General features: G+C 65.0%; 20 protein-coding genes. 6 read left to right on the top strand and 14 right to left on the bottom strand.

Annotated elements, in window-relative coordinates; all coding sequences use genetic code 11:
• The first annotated feature begins 64 nt into the window (after nt 1-64).
• Nucleotides 65-2,737, top strand: a complete 2,673-nt coding sequence (locus HDC29_RS01585; RefSeq protein WP_179493720.1) for a TonB-dependent receptor — start codon at nt 65-67, stop codon at nt 2,735-2,737.
• 40 nt (nt 2,738-2,777) lie between these two features.
• Here the strand turns inward: HDC29_RS01585 and HDC29_RS01580 are convergent, their stop codons facing one another.
• From HDC29_RS01580 to HDC29_RS01545, 8 genes are all read right to left on the bottom strand, one after another.
• Nucleotides 2,778-3,821 (bottom strand): hypothetical protein, encoded by a 1,044-nt coding sequence (locus HDC29_RS01580; protein ID WP_179493719.1) that lies wholly within the window; start codon nt 3,819-3,821, stop codon nt 2,778-2,780.
• A gap of 295 nt (nt 3,822-4,116) precedes the next feature.
• Nucleotides 4,117-4,506, bottom strand: coding sequence for a hypothetical protein (locus HDC29_RS01575; RefSeq protein ID WP_179493718.1), 390 nt, complete (start codon nt 4,504-4,506; stop codon nt 4,117-4,119).
• 96 nt (nt 4,507-4,602) lie between these two features.
• On the bottom strand, nt 4,603-5,472 hold the full coding sequence (locus tag HDC29_RS01570) for a DUF3883 domain-containing protein (protein ID WP_257017998.1): 870 nt from the start codon (nt 5,470-5,472) through the stop codon (nt 4,603-4,605).
• Between the two features lie 364 nt (nt 5,473-5,836).
• Nucleotides 5,837-6,382 (bottom strand): pseudouridine synthase, encoded by a 546-nt coding sequence (locus tag HDC29_RS01565; RefSeq protein ID WP_179493717.1) that lies wholly within the window; start codon nt 6,380-6,382, stop codon nt 5,837-5,839.
• A gap of 154 nt (nt 6,383-6,536) precedes the next feature.
• On the bottom strand, nt 6,537-8,369 hold the full coding sequence (gene typA / locus HDC29_RS01560) for a translational GTPase TypA (protein WP_179493716.1): 1,833 nt from the start codon (nt 8,367-8,369) through the stop codon (nt 6,537-6,539).
• A 108-nt stretch (nt 8,370-8,477) separates the two neighbouring features.
• Nucleotides 8,478-9,404, bottom strand: coding sequence for a hypothetical protein (locus HDC29_RS01555; protein WP_179493715.1), 927 nt, complete (start codon nt 9,402-9,404; stop codon nt 8,478-8,480).
• Nucleotides 9,371-10,291, bottom strand: a complete 921-nt coding sequence (locus tag HDC29_RS01550) for a lipopolysaccharide assembly protein LapB (protein ID WP_179493714.1) — start codon at nt 10,289-10,291, stop codon at nt 9,371-9,373. Before HDC29_RS01550 ends, HDC29_RS01555 begins: the two co-directional genes overlap by 34 nt.
• A 63-nt stretch (nt 10,292-10,354) precedes the next feature.
• Nucleotides 10,355-11,005, bottom strand: a complete 651-nt coding sequence (locus HDC29_RS01545) for a purine phosphorylase (protein ID WP_179493712.1) — start codon at nt 11,003-11,005, stop codon at nt 10,355-10,357.
• 64 nt (nt 11,006-11,069) lie between these two features.
• Between HDC29_RS01545 and HDC29_RS01540 the strand changes: the two genes are divergently transcribed.
• The 5 genes from HDC29_RS01540 (at nt 11,070) to HDC29_RS01520 (ending at nt 16,487) form a co-directional block, all read left to right on the top strand.
• Complete coding sequence (locus HDC29_RS01540) at nt 11,070-12,026, top strand: bile acid:sodium symporter family protein (RefSeq protein WP_179493710.1); 957 nt, start codon at nt 11,070-11,072, stop codon at nt 12,024-12,026.
• Nucleotides 12,027-12,089: 63 nt separating this feature from the next.
• Nucleotides 12,090-13,295: a toxic anion resistance protein gene (locus HDC29_RS01535; protein WP_179493708.1), complete on the top strand. Its 1,206-nt coding sequence runs from the start codon at nt 12,090-12,092 to the stop codon at nt 13,293-13,295.
• A gap of 14 nt (nt 13,296-13,309) precedes the next feature.
• Entirely contained in the window at nt 13,310-14,023 is a 714-nt protein-coding gene (locus HDC29_RS01530; protein ID WP_257017997.1) for a hypothetical protein, read from the top strand.
• A gap of 55 nt (nt 14,024-14,078) precedes the next feature.
• Nucleotides 14,079-14,705, top strand: a complete 627-nt coding sequence (locus tag HDC29_RS01525; RefSeq protein ID WP_179493703.1) for a YqiJ family protein — start codon at nt 14,079-14,081, stop codon at nt 14,703-14,705.
• A gap of 63 nt (nt 14,706-14,768) precedes the next feature.
• Entirely contained in the window at nt 14,769-16,487 is a 1,719-nt protein-coding gene (locus HDC29_RS01520; protein WP_179493701.1) for a flotillin family protein, read from the top strand.
• A gap of 20 nt (nt 16,488-16,507) precedes the next feature.
• Here HDC29_RS01520 and HDC29_RS01515 read toward each other — a convergent pair whose 3' ends face one another.
• From HDC29_RS01515 to HDC29_RS01490, 6 genes are all read right to left on the bottom strand, one after another.
• A complete protein-coding gene (locus HDC29_RS01515) occupies nt 16,508-16,831 on the bottom strand; it encodes a hypothetical protein (protein ID WP_179493700.1) in 324 nt (107 codons plus the stop codon).
• The gene (locus HDC29_RS01510) at nt 16,828-17,394 is read right to left on the bottom strand and encodes an RNA polymerase sigma factor (RefSeq protein WP_373562742.1); all 567 of its coding nucleotides are present in this window, start codon (nt 17,392-17,394) and stop codon (nt 16,828-16,830) included. Before HDC29_RS01510 ends, HDC29_RS01515 begins: the two co-directional genes overlap by 4 nt.
• A complete protein-coding gene (locus HDC29_RS01505; protein WP_179493697.1) occupies nt 17,360-17,959 on the bottom strand; it encodes a hypothetical protein in 600 nt (199 codons plus the stop codon). Before HDC29_RS01505 ends, HDC29_RS01510 begins: the two co-directional genes overlap by 35 nt.
• 229 nt (nt 17,960-18,188) lie before the next feature.
• Nucleotides 18,189-18,983: a LytTR family DNA-binding domain-containing protein gene (locus tag HDC29_RS01500; RefSeq protein ID WP_179493696.1), complete on the bottom strand. Its 795-nt coding sequence runs from the start codon at nt 18,981-18,983 to the stop codon at nt 18,189-18,191.
• Nucleotides 18,980-20,104 carry a sensor histidine kinase gene (locus HDC29_RS01495; RefSeq protein WP_179493695.1) on the bottom strand — a complete coding sequence of 375 codons (1,125 nt, stop codon included), beginning with the start codon at nt 20,102-20,104 and terminating at the stop codon, nt 18,980-18,982. Before HDC29_RS01495 ends, HDC29_RS01500 begins: the two co-directional genes overlap by 4 nt.
• Before the next feature lie 184 nt (nt 20,105-20,288).
• Entirely contained in the window at nt 20,289-23,150 is a 2,862-nt protein-coding gene (locus HDC29_RS01490; protein WP_179493694.1) for a TonB-dependent receptor domain-containing protein, read from the bottom strand.
• Between the last annotated feature and the right edge of the window lie 18 nt (nt 23,151-23,168).

Genomic DNA, 23,168 nt, shown 5'->3' with positions numbered 1-23,168 from the left:
TGTATAAATTCCCCTGCAAATCAACAAATATAATCGATTGGCATCCAAAAGGAGGGATTTAGATATGACCAATGCAAGATATTGGCTTGCCTCGGTGAGCATTGGTACGCTGCTTTTCGCCGCTTCGGCCGCGCAGGCCCAGACCGCCGCGCCCGCCGCCGACGCCGCCGCCGAAAGCGAAATCGTCGTCACCGGCATCCGCGGCTCGCTGCGCGAGGCGATCGACGCGAAGCGCGACCTGTCGGTGATCGCCGACGTCGTCACCGCCGAGGATGTCGGCAAATTCCCCGACAAGAATGTCGCCGAGGCGCTCCAGCGCGTCCCCGGCATCGTCGTCAACCGCGAGTTCGGCGAGGGCGAGCGCGTCTCGCTGCGCGGCACCGCGCCGAACCTCACCAAGACCCTCCTCAACGGCCACAGCGTCGCGACCGCCGACTGGTTCATCCTCGACCAGGTCGCCTCGACGCGCAGCTTCAACTACCTCACCCTGCCCGCCGAGATCATCGGCCGCCTCGAAGTCTACAAGAGCCCGCAGGCCGACGTCGAGGAAGGCGGGGTCGGCGGCACGATCAACGTCATCACGCGCAATCCGCTCGATCTCGACCCGCTCACCCTCTCGGCCTCGGTGCAGGCGGCCTATTCGGACCTGTCGGGCAAGGTCGATCCGCAGGTGTCGGGGCTCGTCAGCTGGAAGAATGACGACGAGACCTTCGGCCTCCTCGTCGGCGCCATCTACCAGAAGCGCCGCACGCGCCGCGACGGGCTCGAAATCTTCGGCTACCGCTCCTTCCCCGTCGGCGGCGGCGACGCGCTCGTCCCGACCTTGATCGGCTCGACCTTGTTCGAGCAGGACCGCGAACGTTACGGCGCCAATGTCGGCATCCAGTTCCGCCCGTCGGACGCGCTCGAGATCAACATCACCGGGCTTTACTCGCGCTTCAACGCCGACAATTTCAACCAGAATTATATCGCGTGGGGCGAACAGGCGCTCGGCGGCGGCGGCACGATCAGCAATGCGGTGGTGCGCGACGGCGTCGCGGTCTCGGGCGACATCGCCTCGGCGAACGGCGGCACGACGGGCTTCGGCGTCGTCTATGACGCGATCGACCGGCAGGCGGTCGCCAAGACGGTCTCGGCCGATTTCGACCTCACCTACCGCCCCACCGACAGCCTCTCGGTCCATTTCAAGGCCGGCTGGACCAAGGCGAACGGCGACACGAGCAACGAGAATTTCATCGAATTCGCCGGCCCCGGCGCGTTCAGCTACGACCTCACCAGCGGCCGGCCCGAGGTGAGCTTTGCGAACCCCGATCCACTCAATCCCGCCGGGATCCGCCCCGATTTCGGGCGCATCCAGTCGGTCACCAACGATGACGAAGAGAAATATGTCTATCTCGACCTCGAAAAACAGGTCGAATGGGGGCCGCTCACCGCGCTCAAATTCGGGCTGAAATATACCGATCACGACCGCGTCGCCGAACGCTTCGCGACCAACGGCGGCGTCTTCACGCCCGGCCTCACCTGCGACGGCGCCCCCTGCACCTCGGCCGATTTCGCGACCGGCGGCGGGATGCCCGGCGATTTCCTGGGCAATATCGCATCGCCGGGCACGCTCACGGATTACTGGCGCGTCGATCCCGCCAAGCTGCGCGCCATCTATGGCGCATCGACCTCGCCGAGCAACGACCGCTTCCTCGTCCCCGGCAACGCCTATTCGATCAACGAAAAGGCGTGGGGCGGCTACGGCCTCGCCAAATTCGGCGGCGAGGGCTGGCGCGGCAATGTCGGCGTGCGCGTGATCGAGACGAAGCAGACCTCCGACGGCTTCATCATCGGCGGCGCGAACCCCGAATTCACCAACCCGTTCGGCGGCTTCACCCCGTCGCGCGCGAAGCGCTCCTACACCGACATATTGCCGAGCGCGAACCTGTCGGTCGACCTCTCCGACCAGGTCGTGCTGCGCTTCGCCGCGGGCAAGACGGTGACGCGCCCCGACTTCGTCGACATCACCCCCGGCGTCGACCTCAACGGCACCTTGCTGACGGGGCGCGGCGGCGATCCGAACCTCGATCCCTATCGCGCCAACCAATATGATCTCTCGATCGAATTCTATCCCGACCGCGAGACGATCGTCGCGCTCGCCGCCTTCTACAAGGATATCCAGTCGTATATCGTCAACACGACCTCGACCGAAATCCTGCCGAGCGTCTTCGTGCCGGGGTCCGAGCCCGCGGGCTGCGTCGCGGCGCCCGGAACCAATCCCAACCTCTTCGACTGCCCCTATCAGATCAACCGCCGCAGCAACGGCGACGGCGGGCGCAACCAGGGCTTTGAATTTCAGGTGTCGCGCCCGATCTGGGGCGGCTTCGGCGCGGTGGTCAACTATACCTACTCGGACGCCAAGGCGAACAATGGCGACCCCATCCCCGGCAATTCGAAACATTCGCTGAACCTCACGGGCTATTATGAGAACGACCTCGTCAGCGCGCGCCTCTCGTACAATTACCGCTCGAAATTCTTCATCGACATCGACCGCGCGGCGCCGCTCAACCAGGCGTCGCTCGCGTCGCTCGACGCCTCGGTCAGCGTCAATGTCACCGACAATATCGCGCTCACCGCCGACGCGGTGAACCTGACGAACGAGAAGATCGAGCAATATTCGGGCACCCGCGACCGCCCGCGCGCCATCTATGACAATGGCCGCATCTTCTATGTCGGCGCGCGCCTGAAGTTCTGACGCGCGCCCGGTCCTCCCCGCGGCAAAGCCGTGGGGAGGATCAACCCGTCTCGCCCCCCGCCGCCTTCGCCTTGCGCGCCTGCCGCCACGAAGGCCGCTTCCTCACCGTCGCCACGCCGTCCTGCGCCGCCGCAGTCAGCGGCACCGCGGACGTCCGCTCGCCGCGCGCCTCGGCCGCCTCGATCCAGTCGCGGTAACCCTCGGGAATATCGCCCCCCGCCTCCACCCAGTCGGCCTCGCCCGCGAAACGCCGCGCCGGCTCGGCATCGGCCGGCCCCTCAAAGGCCTGCAGCGGCCCGCGAAAGGGAACCCCCTTGCCATGCACCGTCACCAGCCCGATCCCCGGATCGTCGAGCTGCGCGTCGATCGCGTCGGGCCCGCCCGTGTCGGCGGCGGCGATCAGCGCGCGCTGCCGCTCGGCGAGCGCGAGCAACGCCGCGTCGATCTCGGCCTTCGCCTGTTCGTCGAGCGCCACCCCTTCGAACCCCTCGATCAGCCCCGCCGCCGCATCCTGCGTTCCCGCCGCGCCCGGCGCTCCCGAACCGTCGCCGTGGATCACCGTCCGCACCGTCGTCGTCGACGCCTCCGCAGCCGCGCCGCCCTCACCGCTCCCCGCAACCGCGGCGCCCGCCCCTGCACTGGCGCGCGTCGAGAAATAGTTGATCGTCGTGCGCCTGCCCCCCGCGTCCTGCCCGTAATGGCGCAGGCAGAACATCAGCAGCGCGTCATTGTGCCGCCGCCGGAACCCCATCAGCTTGCCCGCGACAAAGACGGGCTCCAGATAGCCGTCGATCGCGCGTTCGAACGCGACATCCTTCAGCCGCGCGATCCCGAAATCGAGCGCCGCCTCCCACGCCCGCCGAAAGCTCTCCGCCCCCGGCGCGCGCCGCAGCGTATAGCAATTCGTCTGCGCCATATTGACCATCGCGGCGGCGCGGCTGACCGACCCCGTATCGGCGAGCGCCGCGATAAAGGCCCGCTGCCGCTCGGGCGTCCACCCGTCGTGCCGGTATTTGCGCGGTACCGGCGTAAACTCGGGAAGCGGCGCCCGAGCCTCCGCTGCAATCGGTGTGCGGTTCTGCATGTTGGCCCTCCTGTCTGCCAAAGCGAATCGGACAGGATATGACGTGGAGGGATAATGTAGGAAAGGGATTTGTTCCCTATATGTCCAAATCACATATTTCAGGAGTAGATTGTGCCCACTCGCCACCAGCGAGTGGCGTTTTCTTGTATATATAATTTCGACACGCGCCTGTCGCTCAGGACAAAATGCCGATTCCAATGCTCAGATTGGATATTAAGCCCATCTTCGATCGACCCGGAAGAAAATCGAACGGTCGATAGAATGCGGCGTGCCCCCTTTTCAAAAATGCAAATCTTCATCCGATACATTTCGGCATCCCGCATTCAACGTTGGGAGATGACCAGATGTCCCACTCCTCTATCGACGAGAGAAGATCGACGAACGCACTTGTCTCGCCCAGCTTCAACGCCGCCAGAGGCAAGTCGCCTTCCTCAACGACGGAAACCGAGACGAACTCATGCCAGCAATGATCAGCGTCGATGTGCCTGCCGCCGCTCCAGCGATATAATTGGCCACAAAGAGGCGGAAGCCCGACCTGCTCAGCTATGAAGTGCGTGCCGTCATCAAGCTTTTGAAGTGCAAGATCCCATGACTTTGGCGGGACTGAGCCGTCAAAGGCGACCCTGCCGAATGCCTTATGGTTGTCGGCGTCTCGATAGAGATACTCAAACACAGTCCACGACATGATCCAAACCTGCGATGTTTCGAATCTAGGCGCCGATCATAGAACGACAATTTGCCAAATAGCTCGAACTCGATCCATTGCGGATGCAGTCCCGCATCAAATCGACAGCATAACTGCGCGGTAGTTCGTTGGCTGAAGGGCTAGGAAAGTCTCCAGTGGCGGCCGCAGCTCAAAACCGCTTGGCTTGGTTGCGAATTCGTAGAGTCTCATCAGCCTAAATGCGTCTGGACGCTCTTCGCTAAACATTCGTTCGTTCTCGCTCATATAGAATGGAGTTTTGGCTGAACCGTTGGTGGTTTTAACCTCAATTAAGCGAGCCGAACCATCAGCAGCATATGATGCGATGTCATACCCAGCACCGTCACCTCGTTCCCGAGACGTCCATTCGACTTTCCGCGCCAAATCATCGCGGCCTTCCGCGATCAGCCGCTCGCGCTCGTGGTGAAACACAAGCTCCTCACCGCTTCGACCCAAGTTCTGATTACGCGCGTCACGTTCGGCGGGATCAAACTTGCGGACCAGTCTTTCAAGCGCCGGGGTCGTCTTAACGTCCTCCAATCCAATCGATGGCGGAGGACCAATCCACAACGCCGGACGCGCCTCTTCGACCTTCCCTTCCGCCAATGAAACTGCACCTGCGTTTAAAGTCAGGTATCGCTCGATGGCAGCAATCAAGCTGCTCTGAAAGTTTGCAAGAGGAGCGTAGCCATTGATGCGACGTTGGCCGAGACGTTCAAGCACTGCGCTAATGTTCATGTGCTTACGCTCGATAGAGCCACGTGGACGCCCAATGCGCTCCACAAGCGCCCGGTTATGATGCGCCTTGACTGGTGTGCCTCCGGCGATTTCTTGTGCTAGCATAGCGAAGTAGTCGGCGACGATAATGTCGTTCTCCGCGTCTGACCACGCTCTACGCTCTGCCCCTTCAATCATGGAAGCACCATAACGAAAATCCGGCGGCAGCAAAGAACCTCTGCGTGGAGGTATTCATGAGGCCGTAGGCGAAGCAGAAGTCATTGTGTTCCTTGGGTTCGCATTTCACCCGCTGAACATGGAATTGCTAACTCCGGGCTATCCCGCGGCCGCTCAGCGCATATACGCAACAACTCTCGGCCTCTCTGACAGTGACGAAGCCGTGATTGAAGACATATCCAACGAATGCTCGGGCTAGACGATTCGGCGTTCTTTAACGAACCAAGGTTAAAGCCGGACATGGCGAAGTTAAAGTGCGGTGAGTTTTTTCGACACTATTTCCGTAGCATAAGCGCCGCCCTCAGTCGTGAGGAACAACCGAACCGCCGTTCTGAGACTTCATAGTCGGCCGCCCATTTCAACCAACCTCGCGCCACGCCCCCACCGCCAAATCCCCAATCTCCCACCCCCCGATCCGCCACCGCACGAGCCGCAGCGTCGGAAACCCCACCGCCGCCGTCATCCGCCGCACCTGGCGGTTGCGGCCTTCGGTGATCGTCAGTTCGAGCCATGAGTCGGGCACGCTCTTGCGGTATCGCACCGGCGGGTCGCGGTCCCACAGCGTCGGCGCGTCGATGCGGCGGACGGTCGCGGGGCGCGTCGGGCCGTCGTTCAGCGTGACGCCGCGGGCGAGCGCCGCCAGCGCGGCGTCATCGGGCTCGCCCTCGACCTGCGCGAGATAGGTTTTGGGCGTCTTGTGCTTCGGCGACGAAATCCGCGCCTGCAGCGCGCCGTCGTCGGTCAGGATCAACAGGCCCTCGCTGTCGCGGTCCAGCCGCCCGGCGGGATAGACGCCGGGCACGTCGATATAGTCGGACAGCGTCGCGCGCGCAGTTTCGCTGCCGCGGTCGGTGAATTGCGACAGCACGCCATACGGCTTGTTGAACAGGATCAGGCGGGCCAACGCATGTCCTCTCAAATAAAGCCCCTCCCCTTCAGGGGAGGGGTTGGGGTGGGGCTTATCGGCCTTGCGCGAGGCCGATAGGCCCCACCCGCTGCGACTAGGCAGCAAGTTGCCAAGTCTCGCTGCCCTCCCCTGAAGGGGAGGGCTTGACCTGTTACGCCGCTTCCTTCTTGCGGCTCGCCTTCTTGCGCTCGTGCGGGTCGAGCAGCGCCTTGCGGATGCGGATATTCTTCGGGGTCACCTCGACCATCTCGTCATCGTCGATATAGGCGATCGCCTGTTCCAGCGTCATGCGGCGCGGCGGGGTGAGGCGGATCGCGTCGTCCTTGCCCGTCGAACGGAAGTTCGTGAGCTGCTTCGACTTCATCGGGTTGACCTCAAGGTCGTCGGGCTTGGCATTTTCGCCGATGATCATGCCCTCGTACAGCGCCTCGCCGGGCGAGACGAACAGGATACCGCGCTCTTCGAGCGGGCCCAGGGCGTAGGCAACCGCTTCGCCATTGCCGTTCGAGATCAGGACGCCATTCTTGCGGCCCTCGATCTGACCCTTGTACGGGCCGTATTTCTCGAACAATCGGTTCATGATCCCGGTGCCGCGCGTGTCGGACAGGAATTCCCCGTGATAGCCGATCAGGCCGCGGCTCGGGCCGCTGAAGGTGATGCGCGTCTTGCCGCCGCCCGAGGGGCGCATGTCGGTCAGGTCGGCTTTGCGGATCTGCATCTTCTCGACGACCGTGCCGCTATGCTCGTCGTCGACGTCGATGACGACGGTTTCATAGGGTTCGGTGCGCTGGCCGCTTTCGTCGGTCTGGTACAGCACGCGCGGGCGGCTGATGCCGAGTTCGAAGCCTTCGCGGCGCATCGTTTCGATGAGCACGCCAAGCTGAAGCTCGCCGCGGCCCGCGACTTCAAAGCTGTCCTTGTCGGCGCTTTCGGTGATGCGGATCGCGACATTGGTTTCGGCTTCGCGGTACAGGCGGTCGCGGATCATGCGGCTCGTGACCTTGCTGCCCTCGCGCCCCGCCATCGGCGAATCATTGACGGCAAAGCGCATCGACAGCGTCGGCGGGTCGATCGGCTGCGCGGCGATCGGTTCGCTGACGCTGGTGTCGGCGATGGTGTTCGCGACGGTCGCCTGCGCCAGGCCCGCGATCGCGACGATGTCGCCCGCGCGCGCTTCGTCGACGGGAACGCGGTCGAGCCCGCGGAAGGCGAGCAGCTTCGACGCGCGGCCGGTCTCGATCACCTTGCCGTCCATGTCGAGCGCGTGGATCGGCTGGTTGACCTTGACCGATCCCGACTGGACGCGGCCGGTCAGGATGCGGCCGATGAAGTTATCGCGGTCGAGCAGCGTCGCGAGGAAGGTGAAGGGCGCATCTTCGTCGAGGCCCGGCGTCGGCACATGGCTGACGATCGTCTGGAACAGCGGCTCGAGCGTGCCCTCGCGCGCTTCGGGGTCGGGCGAGGCATAGCCGCCGCGACCCGAGGCATAGAGGATCGGGAAGTCGAGCTGTTCGTCATTCGCCTCGAGCGTCAGGAACAGCTCGAACACCTCGTCGAGCACTTCGGCGGCGCGCGCGTCGCTGCGGTCGATCTTGTTGACGACGACGATGGGTTTCAGGCCGAGCGCGAGCGCCTTGCCGGTGACGAATTTGGTCTGCGGCATCGGCCCTTCGGCCGCGTCGACGAGCAGGATGACGCCGTCGACCATGCTCAGGATCCGCTCGACCTCGCCGCCGAAGTCGGCGTGACCCGGCGTGTCGACGATGTTGATCCGCGTCGTATCGGCGCCTTCGCCCCACTCGACGCTGGTGCATTTCGCGAGGATGGTGATCCCGCGCTCTTTCTCCAAGTCATTGGAATCCATCGCCCTTTCCTCGACACGCTGGTTGTCGCGAAAGGTGCCCGACTGGCGGAACAGCTGGTCGACGAGGGTGGTTTTTCCATGATCGACGTGGGCGATAATGGCGATATTGCGCAGAGACATGCGGAAACGGGCCTTGATGGAAGGGGGCAGCGCCCAAAGCGCCGCGAAACGCCGCGCCCCTAACAGAATGGGTGCTGCGGCGCAACATGATTGCCGATCGCGCCCGAACTAGCGCAGCGCGCGGTCGAGATGCGTCGGATCATAAAGCGACCGCGCCTCGGCACGGCGCAACCTCTGCGCCAGCCCGGTTTCGAAACCGAGCGTCCAGCGGTCGATGGCGAGCCGCATCTGCCCGACGTCGGCGATATCGCCGATGGCCTGCAATTGACGCGATCCCGCGAGCAGCGCCGCCCGGTCGCGCGCGAAGCCCGGCCCCGCATAACGCTCGGCGACCAATCCCAGCTGATGACGCATCGCCGCGATCGACAGCCGCGCGCCTTGCCGATCGCCACGGCCGATCATCAGCTGCGCCCCTGCGGCGCCATCGGCAATCGCCGCGAGTTGGTCGCCCAGCCGCCGCGCGACCTTCGGCTCGCCCGGACAGGACCGGACCGCGCGAACATAGGCGGCGAGCGCGGCGAGCATCGCGGGCGTCGGCTCCTGCCCGCCGAATTCCTCGACGATCAGATTGCGAATGAAGGCCTCGAGCGCTCGCGCCTCGGGATCACGGGCGACCTTGCCCGGCCTGGCCAGGTCGGGAATGAGCACCGGATCGAAAAGGCCGTTCCCGCGCGCCGCGCTGAAGAAACTGTTGGTCACATCCGCCGTTCCCGGCGCCGCCGAAACCCCCGCGAGCAGGAAATGCGGATTGTCGCGCCCGTTGATGTGGCAGCTCGCGCAACTGAGGCCAGCCTTGGCGGCCTGCCCGCCGAGCAGGGTCGGCGTCCCGAACAGCGCACGGCCGCTCCGGACCATATCATTGTTCGCGGCGAGGCAGGTCGCGGGCTGTTCCGACAATAGCGTCCGCGCGGCGCCGGACGCCGTCCAGCGCAACTGCTCGAACGCCGGCGGCGCATCGCCGCGCGGCGCCGCGGTCGCGAAAAGCAGCGCCGCGATCGCGATCAGCTTGCCGATGAACGCCCCGCCGCGATCCAACGCCTGAGCTCGTCGACCTCGTGACAGCCGAAACCGCAGATCGCCTCGAGCCTCGCAAGATGCGCCTTCGCCCCCGCAACATCGCCGCGTTCAAGCTTGAGTTCGCCATAATATTCGAGCGCGCCGCGATGCGCCGGCGCGATGGCAAGCGCCTCGCGATAGTAGCTTTCCGCCGCGTCGTAACGTTTCAGCTTGCGGTTCGCAAAGCCGAGATAGGTGAGCACGTCGGGATGCGGCCCCGCCGCCCACAAGGCCGCGTCGAGCTTCGCGATCGCGGCTTCGTAGCGATGCTCGTTGATCAGGCCCACCGCGGCGACATAGGTGGCATCGAGCGTCGCGGCCGAGGCCAGCCGCACCTCGGGCTCGACCGCACTTCGGGCCTGCGGACCGGCGGCAACCGCCGCCTCCAGCTTGGCGACCGCGTCGGCGAGCTTTGCCGAATCGGCGCAAGTCCCGGCGCATCCCTCCTGCATCGCCTTCAGCGCACCAAGCTGTTCGTCCGCCTTGTCCGCCTTGCCGAGCTTCGCCTGCGCAATGCCAAGGTCACGGCGCGCGTCGACCATCTTCTCGTCATAGCGCACCGCGGCCTCGAGCGGCTTCACCGCGCGCGAAAAGTCGCCCTGCGCCATATAGCTCGCGCCGAGGAGATAATTGGCCTGCGGGTTCTTCGGCACCGCCGACACGACCTTTTTGAACGCTTTTGCCGCCTCGTCATATTTGCCGGAGGCGAAGGCGTCGGCGCCCTTCTGATAATCGATCGTCGGGTCGTAGGCGCTTTGGCTAGGCGGGGCGCTGCTGCCGCTCCCGCCGCTGCCAGCCGCAAACGCAATCGACGCGGCGAAAGCCGCACAGGCGGCAAGCGTGGCTAGTGAAGACCGGTACCGCATGGCGAGTCTCTCCCTCGGTCGTTATGCGCCAGACTATCACAGGCGGGACCCGGGCGGAACGCCTCAGATCATCGCAATCAGCCGCTCGACCTCGCGCGCCGCAGCGCACGCGGCGCGAACGAGATTGGCGTGGAAGTCCCCGGCGCTGTCGTCGTTCGCTTCGTCGGTGACCGCCTTGATCGCGGCCCACGGTAGCGCAAACCGCGCCGCGGCCTGCGCGACTGCGCCCACCTCCATGTCGACGAGCGTCGCGCCGAGCGCGGCAAGATCGGCGGCCGCATCGGGGCAGGCGACGAAGCTGTCGCCGCTCGCGATCCGCGCGTGCGGCAGCCCAAGCCCCGGATCGGCCATCGCCGAAAAATGCGCGTCGCCCGCCTCGCCGATCGGCCATTCGCCGGCGCGGTAACGGCGAAAGAGGCCCGGCTGGTTGGCGCCATAATCGTGCTGCAGCGCCTCGGCGATCCAATAGGCACCCGGCGCCGCGCCGAGCGAACCGCAGGTGCCGGTCATCAGAAGTATGTCGGCATCGCCGGCGAGCGCGCCGGCGCATAGCGCGGCGTTGACCTTGCCGAGGCCGGTGGTGACGATGGAGAGGCTATGGTTGCCAACGACCAGCCGCCGCCCGGCAAACAGCCCCCCGACGCGTTCGCCGGTGCGGGGAAACAGCGCGTCGGCTTCTTCGGGCAAAGCGGCAAGGATCAAGATATGGGCCATCGCGTCTCTCTATCGCCTCTTGCCGGCTTGCCAACCCCGCCGCATCCCGCCATCGCTCGCACCAATGCTGTCCCGCATCTTCCCCGACCGCTTCGTCCCCGTCCTGTTCGCGACGATCCTGCTCGCCAGCCTGCTCCCGGTGCGCGGGAGCACGGTGCCGATCGCGCAGGGCCTGTCGACCGCGGCGATCATCTTCCTCTTTTTCCTCAACGGCGTGCGCCTGCCCCGCGACGAAGTGCTCCACGGCATCCGCAACTGGAAGCTGCAGGGAAGCGCATTCGCTTTCTGTTTCGGCGGCATGGCGCTGCTCGGGCTCGCGGCGCAAGCGGCGATCGCGCCGCTGCTTCCCGCGACGCTGGCGCTCGGTTTCCTGTTCCTCGGCATATTGCCGTCGACGGTCCAGTCGGCGACCGCCGCGTCGAGCCTCGCGGGCGGCAATGTCGCGGCGAGCGTCGTTGCGGCGGCACTGCTCAACCTCAGCGGGGTCGCCCTCTCGCCCTTACTGTTTGCGCTGCTCGCGGGCGCCGAAGGCGAGATCCACGGGGAGGCCGTGCTGCGCATCGTCTCGATCCTGCTCGTGCCGTTCGTAGCCGGGCAGCTTGCCCAGCGCTGGCTGCGGCCGTGGGTGCTTTCGCACCGCGGCCTTGCGACCCTCATGGACCGCACCGCGATCGCGATCGCGGTCTATGTCGCCTTTTCGGCGGCGGTGGTCGCGGGTATCTGGAGCCTGCTCGACGCGCGCGAAATCGTCGTCCTACTCGGCGCGGTTGCGGTCCTGCTCGCGCTGTCCTTCGGCGGCGCCTGGGCGCTTGGCGGGATGCTGGGGCTCACCCGCCCCGACCGCATCACTTTGCTCTTCTCGGGCGCGCAAAAGAGCATCGCGGTCGGCGCGCCGCTCGCAGCGACGCTTTTCCCGCCCGCCATCGCCGGCATGGTGCTCGTTCCGATCCTCGTCTATCATATGGCGCAACTGATCCTCTCCGCCTGGATCGCACCGGCGCTCAGGGCGGAAGAGGTGTAGTGCTTGAATAACACAGGACCGCATGCCATATTGGCAATCGGCAAGGGGCTGGAAGGAAGACGAATGAGCGAAGTGACTGCGACAGCAACCGACGAGCTGAAGCTGACCCCGCCCGACCCCGTACAGTCGGTTTCGCCCGAAAAGGCCGCCGGCCTCGTGCCGCTGTCGACCGAACAAAAGTCAAAGCTTGGCGAACGCGTCGACGGCTTCATCGACGACCTTGTCGCGCAGGACGTCAATTCGCCCGCTTTCGGGCAAAAGGTCGACCAGATCACCAACATGGGTCGCAAGGAAATGCTGGAGGCGGCGAGCCATTCGAACCGCTTCCTGGATCGCCCGATCCGCGCGATGGACCGCGATACCGACATCGGCCAGAATCTGATCGAGCTGCGCACCACCGTCGAGCGGCTCGACCCGTCGGCGAACGGCAAGCTTATCTCGAAGCGCGGCTTTCTCGACAAGATCTTCGGCGGCAAGATCAACAATTATTTCGCGCAGTACCGCAGCGCGCAGACGCATATCGGCGGCATCCTGACCGCGCTCTCCAACGGCAAGGACGAGCTGCTGATGGACAATGCGGCGATCGACGTCGAGCGTCGCAAGATGTGGGAATCGATGGGCAAGCTCGAACAGATGGTTCATATCGCCCAGACGCTCGACGAAAAACTCGAAGCCAAGGCGAACGAACTCGACGGCGTCGATCCGGCTAAGGCCAAGGTGCTACGCGAGAATGCGCTCTTCTATGCCCGTCAGCGCACGCAGGATCTGCTGACCCAGATGGCGGTGACGGTGCAGGGCTATCTCGCGCTCGACCTCGTCAAGAAGAATAATGTCGAGCTGGTGAAGGGGGTCGACCGCGCCTCGACCACCACGGTCGGCGCGCTCAAGACTGCGATCACCGTCGCGCAAGCAATGACCAACCAGAAACTGGTGCTCGAGCAGATCACCGCGCTCAACACCACCACCGCGAACATCATCGACGGCACGTCGAAGATGTTGAAGGACAACACCGCGCGCATCCACGAACAGGCGGCGTCGAGCACGATCCCGATGGAAACGCTCCAGCGCGCGTTCCAGAATATCTATGACACGATGGACGCCATCGACACCTTCAAGCTGAAGGCGCTCGACAGCATGAAGACAACGGTCAACGCGCTTGAGGGCGAAGTCGCGAAGTCGAAAGGTTATATCGCGCGCGCCGAAGGCGCCGCGCAGGCGCAGGCGAGCGTCGGTGGTGCCGACAGCCCGCTCGCATCGCTCGAAGGCTAAGGCGCGCGATGAGCATGAGCGAAGTCGACAAGATCCGCCTCTCGGCCGCATCGGCGATCGAACGATCGCGCGAGCGGCGGCGGCCGATCGGCACCAAGAGCGTCGCGCTGCGCCGCCAGCATCTTTACAAGAAGCTGGGCCGGATGCTGATCGCGGGCGGTATCGTGCTGATCGGCGCCGCGGTCTTCGGCGCGCTGATCCAGCCGCTCGGTTTCACCGGGCTGCTCGCCTTGTTCATCCTCCTGATCGGCGTCGCGGTGCTCTTCGGCCGCTCGCCCTTCCCCGAGCCGCGTCAGGCCGACCTGCCGAAGACCGATCTGAAGCAGCTTGCCGGCCGCACCGAAATATGGCTCGAGGCGCAGCGCCCGGCGCTGCCGGCACCGGCGCGCCAACTTGTCGACGGCATCGGCGTCCAGCTCGACCTGCTCGCGCCGCAGCTCCAGACGCTCGACGCGTCGAGCCCGGCGGCGGCGAATATCCGCAAGCTCGTCGGCGAGGATCTTCCCGAGCTGGTGGCGGGCTATCAGCGCATCCCCGCAGGGCTGCGCACCGAAGCGCACGCCGGCCGGACCCCCGACGAGACGCTCGTCGGCGGATTGAAGATGCTCGAAAGCGAAATCGGCAATGCCGCGCGCAACCTCGCGGCGGGCGAGCTCGACAAGCTCGCGACGCGCGAACGCTATCTGCAGCTCAAATATCAGGGGCTTGAGGGCGAAGACGCGGCATAGCGCCGATCCGCGGCATCGCTTGCCAAGCCGCGTCCGCGCGGTCACATAGGCGCTGATGCTCGACCAGTTCCTCGCGCCCGAAAATATCGTCTTCAGCTCCGCGCTGTTGCTGATGCTGCTGATCGGCGCCGTGCAGGCGATCGGGCTCGCGGGCGATATCGACGCCGACCTGCACGGCGATACCGATGGCGACATCGGCGTCGCCGACACGCTGCTCGCCTGGGCCGGCATCGGCCGCGTGCCTTTCCTGATGTGGCTGGTACTCTTTCTTGCGTTGTTCGGGGCGCTGGGACTTGGGCTGCAGCATTTGATGACCGCGCTGACCGGCGGCCCCGGCAGCAATCTGCTGATGGTTCCGGTCACCGCCGTCGCCGCGCTTCCCGTTGCCGGCGGCGCGGCGCGCCTTGTCGCGCACATTCTCCCCGGCCTCGAAACCACCGCAATCGAACGCGACGACCTCGTCGGTCTCTATGCCGAGATCAGCATTGGCACAGCGCGCGTCGGCCATCCCGCCCGCGCGTGCGTCACCGACCCGCACGGCCAGCCACACCAGATCATGGTCGAACCCGACAGCGCCGACCAGGTTTTCCAGACCGGAGAGAGCGTGCTGCTCGTAAAACGTGAAGGTGAGATCTTCAAAGCCTTCACACGAGGCGATTTTTATTTACCGCGCCTCGACTGACCCTAATATCCGTGGCGGGGCTTCCAATCACGGAAGCGCGAATCGACAGCAACGGGTGGGTTCATGATTGAAATTGCGATTTACGCCGGCATCGGGCTTGCCGCGCTCCTGATATTGGGATTGATTGTCACGCGGCTTTATCATCGCGCGACCAAGGAAATTGCCTTCGTCCGCACGGGGTTTCGCGGTGAACGCGTCATCATGAACGGCGGCGCGCTGGTCCTGCCGGTGCTGCACGAAACGATGCCGGTGAACATGAACACCGTCCGGCTCGCGGTCGAACGCAAGAATGTCGACGCGCTGATCACGCTCGATCGCCTGCGCATCGACGTAAAGGCGGAATTCTACGTCCGCGTCCGCCCCGATGCGGGCGCGATCGGGATGGCCGCACAGACGCTCGGACTGCGCACGATGAACCCCGAGGCGCTAAAAGATCTTGTCGAGGGCAAGTTCGTCGACGCGCTGCGCTCGGTCGCGGCGGGCATGACGATGAACCAGCTGCACGAACAGCGCGCCGACTTCGTGCAGAAGGTGCAGCAGGTCAGTTCGAACGATTTGTCGATGAACGGGCTCGAACTCGAATCGGTGTCGCTCACCGGGCTCGATCAGACGTCGATCGAGCATTTCAACGCCAACAACGCCTTCGACGCCGAGGGGCTGACCAAGCTGACCGAGCAGATCGAGCTGCGCAAGAAGGCGCGCAACGACATCGAGCAGGACACGCGCGTCCAGATCGAGACCAAGAATCTCGAGGCCGACAAGCGCAGCTTCGAGATTTCGCGCGACAATGAATTCGCGCGGCTGGAACAGGAACGCGAAGTCGAGATGCGCCGCGCCGGGCAAGCGGCGGAGATTGCCCGCGAGCAGGCACAGCGCAATCAGGAAGCCGAAGGCGCACGTATCCAGGCCAAGCAGCTGGTCGACGCCAAGCAGATCGAGGCCGATCGCGCGATCGAGGAAGCGCGCATCGCGCAGGAACAGGCGATCGAACTCGCGCGGCAGGAACAGCAGATCCTGATCCAGAACAAGAGCCGCGAAGAAAGCCAGGCGCGCGGCGAAGCCGACGCCGCGCGCGCGATCGCCGTCGCCGCCGAGGAGCAGGTCGCGACCGCACGCGAAACCGAGGTCGCGGAGCGTTCGAAGCGCATCGAACTGATCGAGGCCGCCAAGGAAGCCGAGCGGCAGGCCATCTCGGTAAAAGTCGAGGCCGAAGCCGAAAAGGAGGCCGCGGCGAACCGCGCTGCCGCCCTCCGGCTCGAAGCCGAGGGGGAGGCCGAGGCCGAAAAGCTGCGCGCCGAAGCTGCGCGCATCCGCTTCGAGGTCGAGGCTGCCGGCCAGCGCGCGATCAACGAAGCCGCGAACCTCCTCTCGTCGGACCAAATTTCGTTGCAAACCAAGATGGCGCTGCTCAAGGTTCTGCCCGAGGTCGTGCGCGAGGCCGCGAAGCCGATGGAGGCGATCGATTCGATCAAGATCATCCAGGTCGATGGAATCAACCAGAGCGGCGGCCCCACTGCTGCGGGGGGAGCGAACGGCGACAATGGCAACCTCGCGAGCAACGCGGTATCGGCCGCGCTCGCCTATCGCGCGCAGGCGCCGGTGATCGACAGCCTGATGAAGGAACTCGGCTTCGACGGCGGTTCGCTCGACGCGCTGGTCAAGGGCGCCACCGCGGCAGAGCCGGCGACGCCGCCCGCGATTGCCGCGACGACGCGCGGCCGCAAGCCGCGCCCGAGCGCGCCCGCCGCGTCGGAAGGCGAAGACAGCGAGGAAGACGCCTGATCGGGGGGGGCTGGCGCCAGTCAGGTCTGGCGCCAGCGCTGCGTTCCGAACCAAAGCAGCAGGATGAGCAGCAACGGCGGTGCCAGCCCCCAATGCGCCGTTCCCGCCAGCGGTGCGAGCAGCGGCGTCGATGACAGGAGCCACAGCGCGGCAAGCAGCGCAGCGACGGCAAGCGCTTCGAACGCGAAGCTGCGCCAGAAACGCCGCCGGGCCCGCGCATAGGCCGCCTGCGCGGCGATCGCGCGCTCGACGCCCGCCGCAAATCCGCGATCGCCCGGTCCTTCGGGTGGCGCCAACAACGCGGCGAGCGTCGCGTCCATGTTCCGATCGTCGGGCGCCATCATCGATCCGCTCCTTCGCCGATCATCTTCTGCGCCTTGGCGCGCGCGCGCAAGACGAGCGATTTGAGCGTGCCGAGCGGCACCCCCATGATCGCGGCCGCCTCGCCGTGCGACCAGCCATGGCCGAAGCATAAGGTGAGCGCGGCGCGTTCCTGCGGTGCGAGCGCAGCGAGCAGCCGGTCGGCGTCGATCGCGGCGTCGCTTGCGGGGCGCGGATCGGTCGCGGTCGTCACCTCCTCACCCGCCGCCAGCCCCTCGCGCCGCCGCGCGGTGCGCCGCTGGTCGAGGAACAGCCGCCAGCCGATCCCCATGACCCAGGCCGCATAACTCCCCTGCCCCCGATATTCGCCCGCGCGCTGCCACGCGCGGACGAAGGTTTCCTGCGCCAGATCGTCGGCGTCGCAGCCGGCGGCGCGGGACAGAAAGGCGCGCAATCGCCCTTCGTGCCGCAGCACGAGGAGCTGGAAAGCGGCGCGGTCGCCCCCTGCGACACGTTGGCTGAGAGCCCAATCCTCATCGGCGCTTGCCTCATCACGCAGCGGGGCGTTCCTCGGCAGCCGCGGCACGCGCGAGGCGGCGGCGGACGAGGAGTGCGATGCCGACAAAGACGGGAAAGAGTGCGGCCCCAGCCGACGTGCGGATCAGTTGCTCATGCCCCTGGATCAGGCCGAAGCCGGCCATCGCGAGGCCCATCGCCAGCAGCACCAGCGCGTTGCGATCGTCGCCGGGCGTATCGGGGCTCTGGCCGCCGAGATGCTCATAGGGTTTGTTGAGCTTGTCGATCAGCGGGCTGACCGCATCCGATTTTGCGTCGAGCGCGCGGCGGATCGAACGGTGCAGCATCCAGGCGTGGAGCAGCCGCGCGAGCAGGAAAAGGCCGACGACGAACAGCGCGACCATCGTAACGTTTTCGAGCAGGCGAAAAAAGCCCTCGCTGACCGCGACCAGCTCGGTGGTCGGCGGCGGCGGAGGCAGGAAAGAGGCGACGTCACGCGGATCGATATAGGCCGCGACGTCGGCGGGGCTGATCGACTGCGTGCCGGAAACGGGCACGGTGACCGCGGGAGGAGGAGCCGCAGTGGGCACGGCGGGGACCGCGACGGCCGCGGCGGTTATCAGCTGATCCAACATCTCTCTCCTTCATGCCGCTCGGCATGGTGAAACCACAGGCGGCGGCCTCCGGCAAGGCGGGGATGATCTGAACCGGGGAGCCAGATCAACCGCGCTGCAAAGCCGCCGCCCGGACCGGCGCAGCCGCCGGTCATCGACTGGACGGCGCGGCGCGCGCCAATGGATGCAGGTCCCGTGATTTTTTTGACTGCCGCCCCCGAACCGACCGAAACGTTCCTTCGGCGAAAAGTCAGCCTACCGCCGCGAGCGAGCGCAGCAATTTCTTGGCGTAGACCCGGCCTGCTCCGACATCGGTGCCATTTCGCAGGATCACGCGCACGCCTTTTTCGGTCGACCGCCGCACGCTTGCAATCGAACTCCGCCGCAACAGCGCGCGGCGATGCACGCGGACGAACTCTTCTTCGGCAAGGTCGAGATCGGCCTGAGCCGCCTTGATCGACCCGCGGAGCAGATAGGATGCGGACGCCGTGTGCAGCCGGACATAATCATCCTCGGCGGTAATCATGTCGATATCGCCGCGCCGGATGCATGTCAGCACGCCCGCGGTTCCGCGCAACCACAATTCGTCGTCGCCTTGTTGCACCCCCTGCTCGTGATAGCCCGCGCGCAAATCGTCGATCACGGCGCGCATCTGGGCAATCTGCTCGCTTGCGTCGACCGCGGCGAGCCGGTCGCGCGACCGGTCGAGCGCCGCACGCAACCGGGACGGTTCGATCGGCTTCAAGATATAATCGATGGCATGGGCCTCGAACGCGCGAACGGCGAAATGATCGAATGCCGTCGTGAAAATGACGCCCGGCGCGCAATCTTCGGGTAGCCGGTTCAGGACGTCGAAACCCGTTCCGTCGCGCATCTTGATGTCGAGCAGCACAATATCGGGCCTGAGGTCGGCAATCTTCTCGATCGCGTCGCGACAACCGCTCGCCGAACCCACATGCTCAACGTCGGCAAGCTTCGCGAGAATCAACTCGAGCCGCCGGAGCGCGAGCGGCTCATCGTCCACGGTCAGCACCGATATCGTCATCCGACAAATCCTAGCGGCAGTTCAATCGTGGCGCGAAAGCAGGGAGCGGGCAGCCGCTCGGTCGATAATTTTGCGTCGACGCCAAAGCGGTTCGACAGGCGGTCGCGGACGTTGCGGAGTCCGGTATGCGTGCCGCAAACGCCCGGACGAAGCGCGGACGGTGAGCAGCTGTTTTCGACCATGATCTTGAGCCTGTCCTCGTCGTGCCGCGCCGAGATCGCAATCCAGGCGTCTCCGGCGCCGGTTGTTCCCGCGCCGTGCTTGACAGCATTCTCGACCAGCGGCTGCAAAATGAAGGCCGGGACTGCCGCGCGGCCGAGCGCCGGCGGCAAATCGATCCGGATGCTCAGGTCGGGATATCGCGTCTGCTCGATTTCCAGATAGGTCGCCTGAAGCGCGATCTCCTCCGCCAGCGAAATATCAACGTCGGGATTGGTGGCGAGGTTGACGCGAAAGAAACTCGCCAACCGCTCGACCATCGCATTGGCATCCTCGGTCCGGCCATCGAGGATTAACGCCGATACCGAGTTGAAGCTGTTGAACAGAAAATGCGGATTGATCTGGTAGTGGAGCGCCTGGAGCTTGGCCGATTGCGCCATCGTGCGAAGCTGCGCCGAGCGTCGCTCCTCCGCGCGCGCCTCGAAACTATATTGCACGGCGAGATAAAGCCCGACCCACGCCAGGAAAAACCAGGTCCATGGGACGAGGGTGCGGATCACCACGCCGCCTTCGATCGCGACGTGGATCGGCTCTCCCTTTGCATAAACCAGGCCGAAATAGGTGCACCAGGCGAACAATTCAGCCGCGACGAGCGAGGCGACGAAGACGATCGGCGCCTTTTGGCGCCAAGACCGCCGCCCCAGCTCCTGCAAAATCACGTGAATGCCGAAGCACAGGGCGAGACCGACCGCCATAAGCAGGAGGCGCACGGCGGTCGCCCGCAGCAGGTGCGGATGCTGGTCGAGCAGGTCGGCGGTCCACAGCGCCAGCGTGTGCAGGCCCCAGAAGACGCCGGTCAGCCAGAGGATCGCTTGCCGACGCTGGCGTTCGAGGCGGCCTGATCGACTGGCAAGGGCCAGTTCGTAGACGCCGGTTGATGGAAAGGCCGCAACCTGGTTCATCGCGCGATTATCGCAGGAAGGCGATGAGCTGTCGACCGACGTTCGGCCGCAGATATCGCGCGTTCACCCCCGCCGCGAGGGCGCAAAAGGGGAGCAATGTGATGTGCGGACGAAGGCACCACCCTTCGTCCGCACACCGGACCGGCGCCGAGGGGGACTGATCCCCGGCGCCCGAAGCGCGGGCCTAAAAACGCATGCTCGCGGTCAGGCTGTAACGCCGTCCAAGGACGTCATAGGTCGTCGGATAGGTGTTCCCCGAGTTGAGCGCCGTCGTTCCGACATAGTTGCTGACGAGCGGCGGGTCCTTGTCGAGCAGGTTCTGGACCGACAGCGTGAGCGTGAAAATATCGGCGACCTTGGCGCGGTACGTAAGGTCGAAATAGCTGTAGCTCGGGATATGCAGATAGTCGGGTTCGATCCCGTCGGCGTCCAGAATCCGCTCATAATCGGAACCGTCGAGCCAGCGCCACAGCAGCGAAATGTCGCCGAAATCGTCGATCTGCGCCGTCGCCCGCAGGTTGAAGCTGTATTTCGGTGTGATTTCGCCGGCGAAGAAACCGCAGTTCGTGCTGTATTGCCCGACGCATTCACGATTGATGCTGGTCGGCGAGGCCTGGAATTTCGACTGCTCGGTCCAATTGCCCGAAAGGTCGAAATTCAGCCGCCCGAACCCGGTGGGCAAGCCGTAGTTGATCCGCAGGTCGACGCCCGATGTCGTGATCGTTCCCTGATTGGTCAGCAGTGCGATCTGTCCCGGCGTATCGCCCCCCCCGTTCAGCGAGCCGTTGAGCGGATTGCGGCGGATGAGCGCGCAGGCCGCCGCATCGCCCTCTTCGAAACAGGGGCCGAAGACGTCGCTGGGCGTCGGCAGCGTGATCGCGTCGGTGATCTTGATATGATAATAGTCTGCGGTGATCGCGAGCCCGGGCAGCTGCGGCGGCGTCACGACCAGCCCCAGCGTATAGGAATCGGCGGTTTCGACGTCGAGGTCCGGGTTGCCGCCCGCCGTCTGGTTGATCTGGCCCGACGAAGGCGCCGGAATATTGCCGATCGTGCCGGCCGGCGCGCCCTGCGCGATGCAAATCGCGGTGAGCGCGGCGTTGCCGACCGGATTGGAACCCTGGCACGGATCCTCGGCAAGATTCGCCAAGCCGGTGGTGATCGGCGTGAAGAGTTCCGAAATATTCGGCGACCGCACCGAATGCTGATAAATGCCGCGGATTTTGTAGCCGCGGAACGGTTCCCACGTACCGCCGGCCTTCCACGTCGTGCTCGTGCCCGTGTTCGAATAATCCGACAGGCGAATGCCCGCTTCGGCGGTCAGGCTGTAGATGCCGGGCACATCCTCGACGATCGGCACGATGAGTTCGCCGAAGATTTCCTTCACGTCATAGGCGCCCGAAAAGGAGGGCGACGGCGCCCCCGTGCCGAGCACCTCGTCCTGGGTCCCGAAGGCGACGTCCGAAACCTGCTCGGCGCCATATTTACGATATTCGGCGCCCAGCGCAAAACCGATCGGCGTTTCCCCGGCAAGGAAATTGCCCAGCTCGCCCGAGATGCTGCCGCTGACGACCGACAGGCGCGTGCTCACCGTCGATCCCGCCGGCTGGTTGAAGAAGGCGATCGCCTCGTCCGAAATGTCGGTGCCGTCGCCGAAGAGATTGATCGGCACGCACCCGTTCGACGGATCGGCGCACTCCGTCGTACTGTTCGCGCGAAGCGCCTGCTGCACGCGCGATTTCAGACCCCAGTTGATATTGCTGTTCTTGCGATCCGATTCGCCATGGAGGCCATAGACGTCGAACTTGATCGAATCGGTGATCGACCCGCGAACCCCGGCCCATAGCTGGAACTGGTTGGTCGTCAGGTTGCGAATGCGGGGCCCGGCCTCGATGAAGCGGCGGTTGATCACCGTCGCGACCTCGCGATAGGCGGGATCGTTCGGGCTGGTCGCGGCGCCGGCGGCGGCGCAGTCGGCGGCCGAGATCGCGTTCGACGCGCAAACCTCCGACCGCACCGCGTCGGGCAGGAACGGGTTGTTCAGCGGCAACTGCCACGTGTCGCCGAACATTCCCGACGAGGCGAGGCTGAGCTGCACCTTCGATCGGGTGAACATGCCCTTGGCATAGACTTCGATGCCGTCGGCGACTTCATATTGCGCGGCCCCGAACAGATTATAGCGCTCGAGCGGGGTCTGGAAATAATTGGCGGGCGCGAAATTATAGGCATCGCGCGACCCCACATAATCGCGCAGCGCGCCGTCGGCGGGATTGTAGATACGGTTGTTGATGCGCGTCGGCGTCGTCGTCCCCGAACCGACCAGGCTGCCGTCGAGGAAATAGGTGTCGCGCGAAACAGCGCGGCCCCCTTGCAGCACCGGCTCGACCTTCTGGTAGCCCACGCTCAGCACCGCGTTGCCACGGCCGTCGTCGAAATTGGCCCCGACCGTCACGTCGAAGCGATAGCGCGCGCCGTCGCCGCGCTCGGTGATACCGACCGTGCTGGCGAGCTCGACGCCGGCGAAATCGCGCTTGGTGATGAAGTTCGCAACGCCGGCGATCGCGTCGGCGCCATAGACCGACGAGGCGCCACCGGTCACAATCTCGGCGCGTTCGATCAGCGCGACGGGAATGATATTGAGGTCGGTTTCGCTGAGCAGCGACGATGGCACGAGCCGCGTCCCGTCGAGCAGCACGAGGTTGCGGTTGGTGCCGACGCCGCGCAGGTTAAGCGAAGCGAAGCCCGCGCCGCCATTGTTGACCGCGCTGTTGGCACCGGGGGACACGCCCGGCAGATCGCCGATCAGCTCTTCGGCGTTGGTTGCCTGGCGCAACCCGATTTCGGTCTCGCCCACGACCTGGACGGGGCTCGACTGTTCGAGATTGGGGTTCTGGATGCGCGAACCGGTGACGACGATCGGCGACGAATCTTCGATTGTCGTCTCCTCGCCAGGCGCGTCCTGCGCATAGGCCGGCGATATACAAGCGGCGCTTCCGAGCAATGTTGTCGAAAGCAGATAGTGACGCGGTCGAAACTTACCCAACATATTGATACTCCCTGTATT

This window comes from Sphingopyxis sp. JAI108 (assembly GCF_013410105.1).
In the GTDB taxonomy this organism is placed as follows: domain Bacteria; phylum Pseudomonadota; class Alphaproteobacteria; order Sphingomonadales; family Sphingomonadaceae; genus Sphingopyxis; species Sphingopyxis chilensis.
The sequence above is the reverse complement of the archived record's forward strand: the minus strand, read 5'-3'. Positions and strand labels throughout refer to the sequence as shown.